This is a genomic window from Rahnella aceris (assembly GCF_011684115.1).
Taxonomy (GTDB): Bacteria; Pseudomonadota; Gammaproteobacteria; order Enterobacterales; family Enterobacteriaceae; genus Rahnella; species Rahnella aceris.
The window spans coordinates 1,345,949-1,359,706 of record NZ_JAADJV010000001.1; the positions used below are offsets into that span (position 1 = coordinate 1,345,949).

A 13,758-nucleotide genomic window follows, 5' to 3' on the forward strand; every position below is an offset into this window, starting at 1 on the left:
CCGGAAGGGTTTTATTTTCTCTTACCGTCAGACATGCCACCGGATCCAGGTTTGCAACATTTATGCCATACAAGGAAAAAATTATGTCGCAACAGCCAGAATTACTGTGGGGAGCACGCTTCAAACACGGGCCAGCCGCCGCATTAAGCGCATTATCGCGCAGCCCGGAATATTATTTTTCCCTTGCCGAATATGATCTGGAAGGGTGCCGCGCCCATGCGTATGAATTAAGCCGCGCCGGTTTACTCGACGAAAATGAAACCGTCCTGATGGTGGAGGCCATTAAACAACTGGCGAAGGATTTCCGTGCCGGCGTTATTCAGCCGGTTCAGGGGGATGAAGACGTTCACACGTTTATCGAACGCAGCCTGACCGAGCGGCTGGGCGAACTCGGCGGCAAGCTGCGCGCAGGGCGTTCACGTAATGATCAGACCGCTAACGATTTACGCCTCTACCTGCGCGACCACGCCCGCAAGATTGTGGCGGCATTGCTCGAACTTCAGACTGCACTGGTGAAGCAGGCGGAACAGCATATTCATACGCTGGCACCGGGCTTTACCCATCTTCAGCAGGCGCAGCCGATTGTGTTCGGGCATCAGCTGATGGCGCATGCGCAGTCCTTTTGCCGTGACATTGAACGCTTTCAGGACTGGGATAAGCGTTGCGCACTGTCGCCTCTGGGCGCGGCGGCGATGGCGGGTTCTGCGATTGCCCTGCACCCGGAACTCTCCGCCAAAGATCTCGGTTATGACGGTGCCTGTGAGAACTCGATTGATGCCGTAGCCAGCCGGGATCACGTCGCAGAATTCCTGTTTGCGGGCAGTATGCTGAGCGTCAATCTTTCCCGCATCAGTGAAGAAGTGTGTCTGTGGGCATCGCGCCAGTTCCGCTGGGTTGAACTGGACGACGGCTACGCCACCGGCAGTTCCATCATGCCGCAAAAGAAAAACCCGGATATCGCTGAACTGACGCGCGGCAAAAGCGGACGGCTGATTGGCAACGTCACCGCCATGCTGACCACCATGAAAGGCCTGCCGCTTTCCTATAACCGTGACCTTATCGAAGACAAACGTAATGCGCTGGATACCGTCGAACAGTTGCTGTTAGTGCTGCCTGCGATGGCGGGCATGATCGATACCATGACCGTCAATGTTGAGCGTTTACGCGAACAGGCACCGGAAGGCTTTACGCTGGCGACTGAAGTGGCCGACTGGCTGTCGCGCCGTGGCGTGCCGTTCAAGGAAGCCCACGAAATCACCGGCAAACTGGTGCAGGTGTGTGAGCAACATAATCTGGCGCTGCACGAAGTCAGCGACGCGCAGTTACTGGCAGTAGATGCCCGCCTGAGCGCCGACGTGCGTGAATGCCTGACGCTGGAAGCGGCGATCAACGCCCGCAGCGGCAAAGGCGGCACGGCGCCGGTGCGGGTGGCGGAGCAAATTGCGCGGCTGAAAATTCGTCTGCAGGCGCAGGCGCACTGGGCTACAGGCTACGCTGGCTTGTCTTTATAACCGGGCGGGAGAAGGCTTATGACCCCTTATCAGAAAATGTCGGAAAGCGCGAAAAGCGCAGAGATTGATCTCAGCGAATATCACTACGTGCCGCAACGTTATTACGGCCGGATTTTTGCCTCGGTGGTGATCCTGCTGCTGCTGGCGTTGCTGGTGAATGCCTTTGCGCACGGCAAAATCGAATGGCAGTACGTGGCGCAGTTCCTGACCGCCAAAGCCATTCTGTTCGGGCTGGGCAATACCATTGTGATGTCGGTGCTGGCGATGGCGCTGGGGATCGTGTTCGGCGTGATTATCGCCGTGATGCGCATGTCGCAAAACCCGGTCCTGCGCAGCGTGGCGATGGGGTATACGTGGATTTTTCGCGGCACTCCGCTGATTTTACAACTGTTGCTGTGGTTTAACCTGGCGCTGATTTTCCCGGTCATCGCCATTCCCGGCGTATTCAGCATTCAGACCGTCGATATCATGACGCCGTTCACCGCCGCGCTGCTCGGCCTGAGCATTAATCAGGGCGCGTACACCTCGGAAGTGGTGCGTGCCGGGCTGATCTCGGTCGATCTCGGGCAGTACGAAGCCGCGAAATCCATCGGCATGACCCGTCTGCATGCGCTGCGGCGGATTATTTTGCCCCAGGCAATGCGGGTGATTATCCCGCCCATCGGTAACGAATTCATCAGCATGGTGAAAACCACCAGCCTTGCCAGCATGATCCAGTACTCCGAAGTGCTCTATAACGCGCAGACCATTTACTTCGCCAATGCGCGGGTAATGGAACTGCTGTTTGTGGCGGGCATCTGGTATCTGGTGGTGGTGACCGTGCTGTCGCTCGGGCAGAACCGTCTGGAACGTTATTTTGGCCGTGGCACCCGCCGCCGCACCAGCCACTGACAGGAGCCTGACCATGAAAAGTATTATCAAAGCCGTCAACGTCAATAAGTACTTTGATCAGTTTCAGGCGCTGAAAAACGTCAATCTTGAGGTTAAACACGGCGAAGTGATGTGCATCATCGGGCCTTCCGGCTCAGGGAAAAGCACATTTCTGCGCTGCATCAATCAACTTGAGCGCATCGACAGCGGGGGCGTCTGGGTCGATGACGAACTGGTCGGTTACCGCATGGACGGCAAAAAGCTGTATCCGCTTAATGACCGGCAGATTGCCCGTCAGCGGCTGAAAACCGGCATGGTATTCCAGCGTTTCAATCTGTTCCCGGATAAAACCGCGCTGGAAAACATCATCGAAGGGCCGTGTCAGGTGCTGCTGCGTCCGGTGAAAGAGGCGACGCAGGAAGCGATGGCGCTGCTTGAACGCGTCGGGCTGGCGCATAAGCGTGATGCTTATCCGCTGGAACTTTCCGGCGGCCAGCAACAGCGCGTGGCGATTGCCAGGGCGCTGGCGATGAAACCCAAAGTGATGTTGTTTGATGAACCCACCTCGGCGCTCGACCCGGAGATGGTGGGCGAAGTGCTGGCGGTGATGCGCGGCCTGGCGGCAGAAGGCATGACCATGATTGTCGTCACGCATGAATTAGGTTTCGCGCGGGAAGTGGCAAACCGCGTGGTCTTCATGGACGAGGGCGGAATTATAGAAAGTGGTAATCCGGAAGATATTTTGCTCAACCCGCAAAATCCACGGACGCAGAACTTTATTTCTGCCGTCCTGATCTGACCCTTTTGACGTTAACTTTTGACTATGGGAATGCCTTCATGAAAAAAACATTGTTGTCCCTCATTACCGCTGGCGTGCTGCTGAACGGCGCTGTTTCTGTCGCCAGCGCGGCGGAGCTGAAGCAAAAAGACGAAATTAAAGTGGCGATGATGCCGAACTATCCGCCGCTGGAATTCAAAGATCCGGCCACCGGTAATCTGACCGGCATGGATTACGATCTGGGCATGGAACTCGGCAAACGCCTGAACCGCAAAATCAGCTGGCAGGAAATCGGCTTTGAACAGATGGTTAACGCCGTCGCCACCCATCGTGTCGATATGATTTTATCCGGTATGACCGACACCAAACCGCGTCAGGACATCGCCACGTTCGTCGATTACTACAACAGCGGACCGCAGTTCTATACCACCGTCGCGCACAAAGAAATCAATACCATGCTGGATTTGTGCGGCAAGAAAGTCGGCACCAGCCGCCGTACCACATTCCCGGCTGAAATTGCGGCCTGGAGTGAAGCTAACTGTGTTCCGGCAGGTAAGCCCGCCATCGTGGTGATTGGCGCGGAAGGCACGGCGGATGCGCGCACTCAGTTGCGTCAGGGGCGTATTGAAGGCGTGGTGCAGGGCAGCGAAACCCTGCCGTACATCATGAATCTGGAGAAAGACACCTATAAACCGCTGGGCAAAGCTTTTGCCTATCAGGTGACCGGTATGGGGATCAGCAAGGACGATCAGCCGCTGATTGACGCGGTAAAAGGCGCACTGACCGACATGATCGCCGACGGTACCTATCTGAAAATCCTCACCAAATGGGGTTTGCAGGATGGTGCAATCCAGGAAGTGACCATCAATAAAGGCAAATAACCTCAGGTGACGGACTGACTCATGACGATTTCACAACAGGCGGCCAGTTTATGGCCGCAAAACAAACGCGGCTGCATGGCGCTGGCGTTTGACCTCGACGGCCCGACCGGTGATGCGATGCTTAACGGCACCCTCTGGCAGAAAGCGGATTACTTTACCTTCGGCGCTTACGGACCCTACCGCGCGCTGGAGCGCATTCTTGATTTGCTTGATGATCACCAGCTTCCGGCGACATTTTTCATCCCCGCGTGGGTCGTGGAGAACTGGCCGAAACAGTGTCAGGCGATTGTCGGACGCGGCCATGAAGTGGCGTATCACGGTTACCGTCATGAGTCTTTTTACGCCATCAGCGCGGAGAAACAGTTGTGGGTGATGCAGAAATCCCGCGAGATTTTCTGGCAGTTTCTGGGCATCCGTGCTGAGGGTTTTCGCACGCCTTCCGGTGACTGGCATGCAGAAACCCCCGCCATGCTACTGGAGGCGGGCGTGACCTATTCCAGCAGTATGCGCGGCGACGACCGGCCTTATCTCATCAACGTTGCGGGGCATGATCGCCCGCTGGTGGAAATCCCGGGCCGCTGGGAAATGGACGATTACGCTTCTATTGCCTATACCCGCGAGCCGAATTTCCCCTCAGGCTTAGACCGTACCGCCAGCTATGAACTGACGCTGGATAACTGGTGTCGTGAATTCGATGGCGCAATGGATGAAGGGCTGAGCCTGACCACGTTGTTCCATCCAAAAATCAGCGGAAAACCCGGACGCATTATGCTACTTGACGCATTTTTTGCTCACCTGAAAGCGCGGGATGACGTGTGGTTTGCACGTTGCCGGGACGTCGCGCACTGGTGGATGCAGGAGCATGCCAATGACTGAACAAAACTGGCCCGCAGGTTACCGCTCTGCGGTGGTGATTACTGTTGATTTCAATGATATTCACGGCATTCTCAGTCAGGTGCCTGCGGTGGCCGGACGCGAAAAAACGCTGTCCGTCTGGCGTTATGGCACGCTGCGCGGCATCGACAGGCTGCTGGGTTTGCTGGAGGAGAAAAACCTGCGCAGCTCGTGGTGTGTGCCGGGCATGGTGGCGGATGAAAACCCGCAGAAGATCCGTGATATAGACCGTGCCGGTCACGAACTGGCGAGCTGTGGCTATGAATTCGTCCATTTTGACGGCCTGTCGTTGCATCAGCAAACTGACAGCCTGCAACGGGGTAAAGCGGCGCTGAAAGCGCTGACGGGTAAAGTGCCACGCGGCTTTCGTTTGCCCGCCGGTAACTGGGCGCCGGGCTTTGCGGATGTGCTGGCGGATGAAGGATTCAGCTGGACATCCGGCTGGCGCGGTGATGATTTACCCTATTTCCAGCCGATGCAGGATGGTCTGGCGTCGCGGCTGGTGGAACTGCCGCTGCATTATGAAATGGAAGACGAGCCGTATTTTGCCTTTAACCTCAGCCCGGCGGTGCCTCCGGCGCAGTCGCGGATTGCCTCTTACCGCCATACCCTCGGCAATATGAAGATGGATTTCGACGGCTTCCACCGTTTTGGCCTGTGTTACGTGCTGCGCCTGCATCCGGAAGTGATCGGCACGGCAGGGCGCATTGGTATGCTGGCGGAACTGCTGGATTACATCACTTCGCACCCGGACGTCTGGGTGGCGACGGCCGGCGAAGTCGCGGACTGGTGGTCGCAGAATCAGCCGCAAAACGAGGCGTCGCATCCGGCGCAAATCTGGATGCAACACACCGCGCCGGGAGTCAGCTATGAGTAATGTTTCACAACAGCAGGTTCTGGCCGGATTCGTGGTGAATACCCGTTTTGAGGATTTGCCGCCACGGCTTGTTGAACGCGCCAAACGGCATATCCTCGACACGCTCGGCGCGGGGCTGGTGGGATCTGCCAGCGATGTTGCAAAACAGGTGGCGGCGATGATCCTCGGTGAAGGCGCATTGCCGCTTTCGTCGGTGTGGGGCTGTCGCGAACTGACGTCGCCACGCAACGCCGCGCTGCTTAACGGCGTGGCGGCGCATGCGCTGGAACTTGATGATACCGGCGGTTGCGATCATTCCGGCGCGGTGGTGATTCCGGCTTTGCTGGCAGTACTGCCGTTATGCCCGCAACCGGTCAGCGGAAAAGCGTTTATCACTGCGGTCGTGATCGGTTATGACGTGGCGCGCCGCGTGCTGGAAGCCTGTGGCGGATATTCACCACATAACGGCGCAGGCTGGCATTCGACATCCACCTGCGGCGTGTTTGGTGCGGCGGCGGCAGCCGGAAAATTAATGGGGCTGAATGCGGCGCAAATCAGTTCGGCGTTAGGCATCTCCGGCAGTTTCAGCGGCGGCTTGTGGGCGTTTATCCACGACGGTTCGCAGAGTAAAAAACTGCACGCCGGACGTGCTGCCGAAGGCGGTGTGCTGGCCGCGCTGAGCGCCAGGCAGGGCATCAGCGGCCCGTCGCAGTTATTCGGGGATAAATGGGGAGGATTCCTTTCCACGCTGGCCCCTGCCAGTGCAACGCCGGAAGCGCTGACCGCGCAACTGGGGGAAATCTGGAAGCTGGAACGTTGTTCCATCAAGCCTTACGCCTCCTGTCGTGGCACGCATTCAGCCATTGACGCCACCGGCATTTTGCTGGAAAGACTGAATGCCGGCGCGGCGGATATCGAAAAAATCGTTGTGCGCTTGTGTCCGTTCCTCAACGGCATGTGCGGCGACAACGAAATCGCCACGCTGGCCGCCGCGCAGATGAGTATCCGCTACGCTATCGCCGCCCGTGTGGTCTTTGGACACGCAGGGCTGGCGGCGTATGACGCTGATAAACGTCAGGATCCGGCCTTGCTGGAGATGATCCGCCGGATTGATTTGCGGGAAGACGACACCCTGAGCGCCGACGGCGAGCCGGATGTCACGCTCTTCACCCGTTCTGGCCAGTCGCAAACCCTGCGGGTTGATGTCGCGCTAGGTGCGCCGGGTAATCCGGTGTCAGATGAGCAACTTAAACAGAAGTTTATCTCGCTGGCGACGCGGGTGATGTCGGAGGAAGGGGCAGAGAGGATATGGGAGCAGGGGATGCGGCTGGAACTGGCGCGAGATATTAATGCGTTCATCGGGCGGTAACTCCTTCCCCCTTCGCAGGGGGCGGTGCAAAGAGACAGGGCAAATTTTTCACTTGTTCATCCTGCGTGGCTGGTGTCAAATCAGATGATTAGCCTCCAGCGGGTAAGACCGTTAAATAAAGGAAATCCTATGACTCAGACCCTGCGTACCGGCCTCGTCGGCTACGGCTTCGCCAGTAAAACCTTTCATTCACCCCTGATTGATGGCACGCCCGGCCTCGAGCTGGCGGTGGTTTCCAGCAGCGATGCGGGCAAAGTCCATGCGGACTGGCCCAATGTGGAGGTGGTAGATTCGCCGGAAAAGCTGTTTGCCGATGCGTCCATTGATCTGGTGGTGATCCCGACGCCCAATACCACCCATTTCCCGCTGGCGAAACTGGCGCTGGAAGCGGGTAAGCACGTTATCGTGGATAAACCCTTTACCGTAACACTTGAGGAAGCCCGCGAGCTTGACGCGCTGGCGCGTGAAAAAGGCAAGGTGCTGTCAGTATTTCATAACCGTCGCTGGGATTCAGATTTCCTCACGGTTAAAACGCTGATTGAAGAAGGTGCGCTCGGCGATATCGTCTATTTCGAATCCCATTACGACCGTTACAAACCGCAGGTTCAGCAGCGCTGGCGTGAAAGTGATGCGCCGGGCAGCGGCATCTGGTTCGATTTGGGTTCGCATCTTCTGGATCAGGCGCTGCAATTGTTCGGACTGCCGGAAACGTTGCAGGCGGATCTGGCTGTACTGCGCCCCGGCGGTAAGGCCGTGGACTATTTCAACGCGGTGCTGACCTATCCGCGCCGTCGCGTGGTGCTGCACAGTACGGTGTATGCGGTTGCCGAAACTGCGCGTTTTATCGTGCAGGGCGAAAAGGGCAGCTACGTGAAATTCGGGCTGGATCCGCAGGAGGACCGCCTGAAAGCCGGTGAACGTCTGCCACAGCCTGACTGGGGATTCGACAAGCGCGATGGTGTGATTACGCTGAGCCACGACGGCGTACTGGCGGAAAAATCGCTGCTGACCATTCCGGGCAATTACCCGGCTTATTATGCCGGGGTGCGGGATGCCATTAACGGACAGGGCGACAATCCGGTTCCGGCGGCGGATGCTATCCGTGTGATGGAAATGCTCGAACTGGGGATGCAGTCCTCAGAACAACAGGCGACCCTGAAAGTCATCAAGAACTAACACGTCGTCTACGCTTCTTAAGTGTCACTTTGGTGGCACTTTTATTTTTCATTTGTTATTCACTTTGCAAGGAAGGTTCATGTCCTGGTTACAACGTCTGAAAATCGACAAGTTTTTGCTGATCCTGGTTTGTGTTGTCGTGGTCGCCTCATTTTTCCCGTGTGAAGGCATTTATAAAACCTTCTTCGGTTACCTGACCACGGCCGCTATCGCGCTGCTGTTCTTTATGCACGGTGCGAAGCTTTCCCGTGAAGCGATCATGGCGGGTATCAGCCACTGGCGTCTGCACGTTGTGGTGTTCCTCAGCACCTTCGCGTTGTTCCCGCTGCTCGGTCTGGGGATGAAATGGCTGGTGCCGGTGGGGATCCTGACGCCGACGTTGTACTACGGTTTCCTGTATCTCTGCGCACTACCTGCGACCGTGCAGTCTGCGATTGCTTATACTTCGGTGGCGGGCGGTAACATTCCGGCGGCCATTTGCAGCGCGTCGGCATCCAGTATTCTTGGCGTGTTCCTCTCGCCGGTGCTGGTCGGCCTGCTGATGCATACACAGGGCGGCACCACTGACACCCTGCACGCCATCGGTTCTATTGTGCTGCAACTGATGGTGCCGTTTATCATCGGGCATCTTTGTCGTCCGCTGATTGGCGGCTGGGTACAGCGTCACAAGAAAATCGTCAACGTCACTGACCGTTCATCGATTCTGCTGGTGGTATATGTGGCGTTCAGTGAAGCGGTGGTGCAGGGGATCTGGCATCAGATCAACGGCTGGTCGCTGCTGGCGATCCTCGGCTGTTCTGTTGTTCTGCTCACTATTGTGCTGATCATCAATACTTACGTGGCGCGTCTGTTTGGCTTTAACACCAAAGATGAAATCACCATTGTGTTCTGCGGGTCGAAGAAGAGTCTGGCGAACGGTATTCCGATGGCGAACGTGCTGTTCCCGGCTGCCGCCGTAGGGGCGATGGTGCTGCCGCTGATGATTTTCCACCAGATCCAGTTGATGGTGTGCGCGGTACTGGCCTCACGCTATGCCAAACGTGTGGCACGTGAAGAAGCCGCGGCACTGCTGAAGAAAGAAGAAGTAAAAACGGTTTAACAGGTTGAATCGAAAAGAAAAGGGCGGAAATTATTTCCGCCCTTTTTTATTGTCACAGAAAGCGTTACGCCGATACTTTGTCGCGAATGGCCTGCTTTTCAGCGTCGGTCAGGAACGCCATGGTCAGGCCGTTTTCCTGTGCCTTGCGGATCTCGTCTGGCGTCAGCCCGGCAGCCGGTGCGGCGACGTTATATTCGTTAGCAATCTCAATGCCCTGAACCGCCGGGTCATCGGTATTGATTGAAGCCAGCACGCCGTGACGCAGGAAAATCGCCAGCGGATGCTGTTCAAAAGAGGCCACGGTGCTGGTCTGTATGTTGGAAGTCAGGCAGGATTCGATACCAATCTGATGCTTCGCCAGGAAATCCATCAGTTGCGGATCCTGTGCGGCTTTCACACCGTGGCCGATACGCTCTGCGCCCAGCTCGCGGATCGCCTGCCAGATGCTTTCCGGCCCTGCGGCTTCACCGGCGTGCACGGTAATGCGCCAGCCTGCGTCACGCGCACGGTTAAAGTGGCTGAGGAACAGACTGCCGGGGAAACCCAGTTCATCACCGGCCAGATCCAGTGCGGTAATGCCGTCGCGGTGCGCCAGCAAACCCTCAAGCTCTTGCTGGCAGGCATCTTCACCAAAGGTACGGCTCAGAATGCCAATCAGACGCACATCGATATCATGATGTTGCTGACCTTCGCGGATCCCTTCAATCACCGCTTCCACCACGCCAGCGACCGGCAGTTTGTGGTTCATCGCCATGTAATACGGGGAGAAACGCAGCTCGGTATAATGCAGACCGGCACGCGCCGCATCTTCAACGTTTTCTTTGGCGATACGGCGGCAGGCATCGAGATCGCCCAGCACTTTTACGCCCCAGTCGAGTTTCTGCAGAAAACTCACCAGATCCGGTTCGGTATGCATCACCTGGACATGCGGGCGCAGGGCTTCAAGTTCATTGGCAGGCAAGGTCAGGTTAAACTGACGGCCTAAATCGAGAATGGTTTGAGCGCGGATGTTGCCATCAAGGTGGCGGTGAATGTCGGTCAGGGGAAGGCGTGTGTCGATCATGGTGTGCACTCATTATTATTGAAATGTGCGGGGCATTATAACTGTATTTAGTTGCGCAACAAGAAGGGTTTTGAATTTGCTCCCTCCCCTGCGAAGGGGAGGGTTGGGGTGGGGTATTAAAGAAATATCAGGAGGTTGAAGTGTGAATCGACCAGGTGTTTGCCCTTAAAACCCCCTCCCGTCCTCCCCCTTCGCAGGGGGAGGAGCTTAGACCAACTCCCTGATGGCATTGATTAATTTTTCAACACCCGCTTCCACCTTCGATCTCGGACAGCCAACATTCAGGCGCAGGAAGCCGTTGCCTTCTTCGCCGTAGGTATAACCCGGCATGATGGCGACTTTTTGATGTTCGATCAGCTCATTTTGCAGTTGATTATCGTCAAGCCCGAGCGGGCGCAAATCAATCCAGGCCAGATAGGTGGATTGCGGCGGCTGCCAGTTGAGCTGCGGGAAGGCGGCGTTCAGTTGTTCCGCAACGTATTGCAGATTGCCCTGTAAATATTCCCGCAGCGCGTCAAGCCAGGGTTCACCGTGATGATACGCGGCAACGTGCGCATGAATGGCCAGCACTGCCGGAGACGATAAGCCATCGCAGGATTTTAGCTGCTGCAGATACGCCTCGCGCGGGGCCTGATGGCTGATCAGGCCGTAAGCGCCGGTCAGCGCCGGGATGTTGAAACTTTTCGAACCGGACGTCAGTAACGCCCATTCACCGCGTGCGACTTCATTCCACGGCGTATGGCGGTTTTCGCCCCAGACCATATCCATGTGGATTTCATCACTGATCACCCGCACGTTGTGGCGTTCGCAAAGTTCTGAGATGAGCGCCAGTTCTGTACGCGTCCAGACTTTACCGGTCGGGTTATGCGGGCTGCACAGCAACAGCAAAGTGCAGGCCGGTTGCGCCAGCAGACTTTCCAGATGTTCTGCGTCCAGCGCCCAGTCGTTAGCGTTTTTAATCAGCGGACAGGCCAGCATCTGGCGCTGATTGCCATCCACAACTTTGAAGAAGGCGTCATAGGCGGGCGTAAATGTCACCACGCCGTCGCCCGGCTGGCTCCACTGGCGGATCAGTTGCGCAACCATGTAAATCACTGACGGGCCGTAAACCACCATTTCGCGGTCAATCTGGCTGTTAAAACGTTGCTGATACCAGTGCGCCACCGCGCCGAGGAAATCATCGTGATGCCAGCGGCTGTAACCGAGCACGCCGTGTTGCAGACGTTTTTGCAGCGCATCGAGAATGCAGGGCGCGGCGGGGAAATCCATGTCGGAGATGGTAAATGGCAGTAAGTCTGCACTGCCGAAACGGTCAGCAACGTAATCCCACTGGGTGCACCAGGTGCCATGACGGTCGGTAACGGTGGAGAAATCAAAAGTCATTCTTTTCACTCCTTGAATAAAGCAGAAAAGGGCGACCGGAGTCGCCCTGTTAATCATATTACGCGATAGCCGGTTCCGGCGCGGGCTGACTCGCCGCGGTGCGGATCAGGTAATCAAGTTCATCTTTCACTGATTGCACCTGCGGACCAATCACCACTTGCAGATTGTGTTCGTTAAGATGCACAACACCGATGGCGCGGTTGGCTTTCAGCGTGGCATCGTCGACCAGCGACATATCTGCCACGGAAAGACGCAGGCGGGTGATGCAGTTATCCAGAGAAACGATATTACCGGCACCGCCCAGCGCGCTCAGAATAACCGGCACGTTGTAGCCAGATTTACTGGAAGACGGCACCGCTGCGGCAGCAGGCATGTTCTCAGATTCCCGGCCCGGGGTTTTAATGTTAAAGCGGGTGATGGAGAAGCGGAAGATGGCGTAATAAGCCGCGAACCAGATAGCCGCCACAACCGGCACCAGATACCACTTGGTGGCAGTGCCGTGCAGGATACCGAAGACCACAAAATCGATGATGTTGCCGTCAGTATTGCCGATGGTCACACCCAAAACTGACATGATGGTGAAGCCCAGACCGGTCAGAATGGCGTGGATCACGTACAGAACCGGCGCAACAAACAGGAACAGGAATTCGATCGGTTCAGTGGTGCCGCCAACCACACAGGCAACCACGCCGGAAATCAGCAGACCTTTAATTTTATGACGGTTTTCAGGTTTCGCGCAGTGGTACATCGCCAGTGCAGCACCCGGCAAGCCGCCGAGGAACGCAGGCATTTTGCCCTGAGAAAGGAACTGTGTCGCGCTTTCAGAAAAACCGTGCGTGGTCGGGCAGGAAAGCTGCGCCTGGAAGATGGTCAGCGCGCCGCTGACTTCGCGACCACAGACATCCAGCGTACCGCCAGCTTCGGTGAAGCGGATCAGTGCAACCAGAATGTGATGCAGACCAAAAGGTAACAGCAGACGCTCGCCGGAACCGAAAATCATCGGACCAAATACCCCTGCGCCCTGAATCAGACGGCCCAGACCGTTAATGCCAGCGGCGAAGAAAGGCCAGATCAGCGGGATAAGCAAACCGACCAGACCGAGCACCACCGTGGTGACAATCGGGACAAAACGCGTGCCGCCGAAGAAGGCCAGCGCATCCGGCAAACGGATCGTGTTGTAGCGCTCGTGCAGGATGTACACGATGATACCGACAATCACTGCGCCCAGAATACCGGTATCGATAGACTGAATGCCGAGGATCATCTGGATATTATTGGCTTTCAGCACCATCGGGTCGACGGTCGGCAATGTGCCGTTGGCGGTCAGGAAAAAGTTAATCGCCAGATTCAGCACGGCGAAACCGACGAAGCCGGAGAAAGCCGCCACACCTTTGTTTTCACGCGCCATGCCCAGCGGGATAGCGACCGCAAACATTACCGGCAGGAAGCTGAAGGCAAACGATCCGACTTTGCTCATCCAGACGAAAACCAGTTGCAGGATCGGATTCCCTAATGCGGGGATCAGCGTCACCACATCATGACTGCTTAACGAACTGCCGATGCCCAGCATGATGCCGCAGAACGACAGCAGGGCGACCGGAAGCATGAAAGTTTTCCCCAGGCTTTGGAAGAATTCCCAAAGTGTGACACGTTGTTTTTTATTTGCAGGCATACCCGCTCCATGAGTTGTTTTATTAAGCTGCTTTTGATGGCGGCTAAGATAAAACGTTTTACCTAAATAATACGTGTCGTACCTCACAATATTTAATGATGCTTGCACTACGCTGGTGAAAGGAAGGTTAAACGTTTTACTCAAAGGGTGGAATTAGGTATAACTGTCTGACCACGCTAATTATTCCAGCCTTCGAGTAAAGCGGG

At 56.3% G+C, this 13,758-nt stretch carries 12 protein-coding genes; 9 read left to right on the forward strand and 3 right to left on the reverse strand.

Annotated elements, in window-relative coordinates:
- Positions 1–83: 83 nt before the first annotated feature.
- The 9 genes from argH (at position 84) to GW591_RS06055 (ending at position 9,434) form a co-directional block, all read left to right on the forward strand.
- Positions 84–1,511, forward strand: a complete 1,428-nt coding sequence (argH, locus tag GW591_RS06015; protein WP_166860309.1) for an argininosuccinate lyase — start codon at positions 84–86, stop codon at positions 1,509–1,511.
- Positions 1,512–1,529: 18 nt separating this feature from the next.
- A complete protein-coding gene (locus tag GW591_RS06020) occupies positions 1,530–2,402 on the forward strand; it encodes an amino acid ABC transporter permease (protein ID WP_013575488.1) in 873 nt (290 codons plus the stop codon).
- 13 nt (positions 2,403–2,415) lie between these two features.
- A complete protein-coding gene (locus tag GW591_RS06025; protein ID WP_013575489.1) occupies positions 2,416–3,180 on the forward strand; it encodes an amino acid ABC transporter ATP-binding protein in 765 nt (254 codons plus the stop codon).
- Between the two features lie 38 nt (positions 3,181–3,218).
- The gene (locus GW591_RS06030) at positions 3,219–4,040 is read left to right on the forward strand and encodes an ABC transporter substrate-binding protein (protein WP_013575490.1); all 822 of its coding nucleotides are present in this window, start codon (positions 3,219–3,221) and stop codon (positions 4,038–4,040) included.
- Between the two features lie 21 nt (positions 4,041–4,061).
- Positions 4,062–4,916 carry a polysaccharide deacetylase family protein gene (locus tag GW591_RS06035; protein ID WP_037033995.1) on the forward strand — a complete coding sequence of 285 codons (855 nt, stop codon included), beginning with the start codon at positions 4,062–4,064 and terminating at the stop codon, positions 4,914–4,916.
- Positions 4,909–5,811, forward strand: a complete 903-nt coding sequence (locus GW591_RS06040) for a polysaccharide deacetylase family protein (RefSeq protein WP_166860311.1) — start codon at positions 4,909–4,911, stop codon at positions 5,809–5,811. Before GW591_RS06035 ends, GW591_RS06040 begins: the two co-directional genes overlap by 8 nt.
- On the forward strand, positions 5,804–7,159 hold the full coding sequence (locus tag GW591_RS06045; RefSeq protein WP_166860313.1) for an MmgE/PrpD family protein: 1,356 nt from the start codon (positions 5,804–5,806) through the stop codon (positions 7,157–7,159). The genes GW591_RS06040 and GW591_RS06045 overlap by 8 nt, the downstream gene beginning before the upstream one ends.
- A gap of 129 nt (positions 7,160–7,288) precedes the next feature.
- On the forward strand, positions 7,289–8,335 hold the full coding sequence (locus tag GW591_RS06050) for an oxidoreductase (protein ID WP_013575494.1): 1,047 nt from the start codon (positions 7,289–7,291) through the stop codon (positions 8,333–8,335).
- A 79-nt stretch (positions 8,336–8,414) separates the two neighbouring features.
- On the forward strand, positions 8,415–9,434 hold the full coding sequence (locus GW591_RS06055) for a bile acid:sodium symporter family protein (RefSeq protein WP_013575495.1): 1,020 nt from the start codon (positions 8,415–8,417) through the stop codon (positions 9,432–9,434).
- Positions 9,435–9,498: 64 nt separating this feature from the next.
- Here GW591_RS06055 and add read toward each other — a convergent pair whose 3' ends face one another.
- The 3 genes from add to malX all read right to left on the reverse strand — a co-directional run bounded on the left by add (position 9,499) and on the right by malX (position 13,552).
- Entirely contained in the window at positions 9,499–10,497 is a 999-nt protein-coding gene (add, locus tag GW591_RS06060; RefSeq protein WP_112198760.1) for an adenosine deaminase, read from the reverse strand.
- Positions 10,498–10,704: 207 nt separating this feature from the next.
- Positions 10,705–11,880: a MalY/PatB family protein gene (locus GW591_RS06065; RefSeq protein ID WP_119261627.1), complete on the reverse strand. Its 1,176-nt coding sequence runs from the start codon at positions 11,878–11,880 to the stop codon at positions 10,705–10,707.
- 58 nt (positions 11,881–11,938) lie between these two features.
- A complete protein-coding gene (gene malX, locus GW591_RS06070; RefSeq protein ID WP_013575498.1) occupies positions 11,939–13,552 on the reverse strand; it encodes a maltose/glucose-specific PTS transporter subunit IIBC in 1,614 nt (537 codons plus the stop codon).
- Between the last annotated feature and the right edge of the window lie 206 nt (positions 13,553–13,758).

Excerpts from the sequence above, each read along its gene's own strand:
- argH (WP_166860309.1), top strand. The coding sequence starts at position 84 with ATGTCGCAACAGCCAGAATTACTGTGGGGAGCACGCTTCAAACACGGG.
- GW591_RS06020 (WP_013575488.1), top strand. The coding sequence starts at position 1,530 with ATGACCCCTTATCAGAAAATGTCGGAAAGCGCGAAAAGCGCAGAGATT.
- GW591_RS06025 (WP_013575489.1), top strand. The coding sequence starts at position 2,416 with ATGAAAAGTATTATCAAAGCCGTCAACGTCAATAAGTACTTTGATCAG.
- GW591_RS06030 (WP_013575490.1), top strand. The coding sequence starts at position 3,219 with ATGAAAAAAACATTGTTGTCCCTCATTACCGCTGGCGTGCTGCTGAAC.
- GW591_RS06035 (WP_037033995.1), top strand. The coding sequence starts at position 4,062 with ATGACGATTTCACAACAGGCGGCCAGTTTATGGCCGCAAAACAAACGC.
- GW591_RS06040 (WP_166860311.1), top strand. The coding sequence starts at position 4,909 with ATGACTGAACAAAACTGGCCCGCAGGTTACCGCTCTGCGGTGGTGATT.
- GW591_RS06045 (WP_166860313.1), top strand. The coding sequence starts at position 5,804 with ATGAGTAATGTTTCACAACAGCAGGTTCTGGCCGGATTCGTGGTGAAT.
- GW591_RS06050 (WP_013575494.1), top strand. The coding sequence starts at position 7,289 with ATGACTCAGACCCTGCGTACCGGCCTCGTCGGCTACGGCTTCGCCAGT.
- GW591_RS06055 (WP_013575495.1), top strand. The coding sequence starts at position 8,415 with ATGTCCTGGTTACAACGTCTGAAAATCGACAAGTTTTTGCTGATCCTG.
- add (WP_112198760.1), bottom strand. The coding sequence starts at position 10,497 with ATGATCGACACACGCCTTCCCCTGACCGACATTCACCGCCACCTTGAT.
- GW591_RS06065 (WP_119261627.1), bottom strand. The coding sequence starts at position 11,880 with ATGACTTTTGATTTCTCCACCGTTACCGACCGTCATGGCACCTGGTGC.
- malX (WP_013575498.1), bottom strand. The coding sequence starts at position 13,552 with ATGCCTGCAAATAAAAAACAACGTGTCACACTTTGGGAATTCTTCCAA.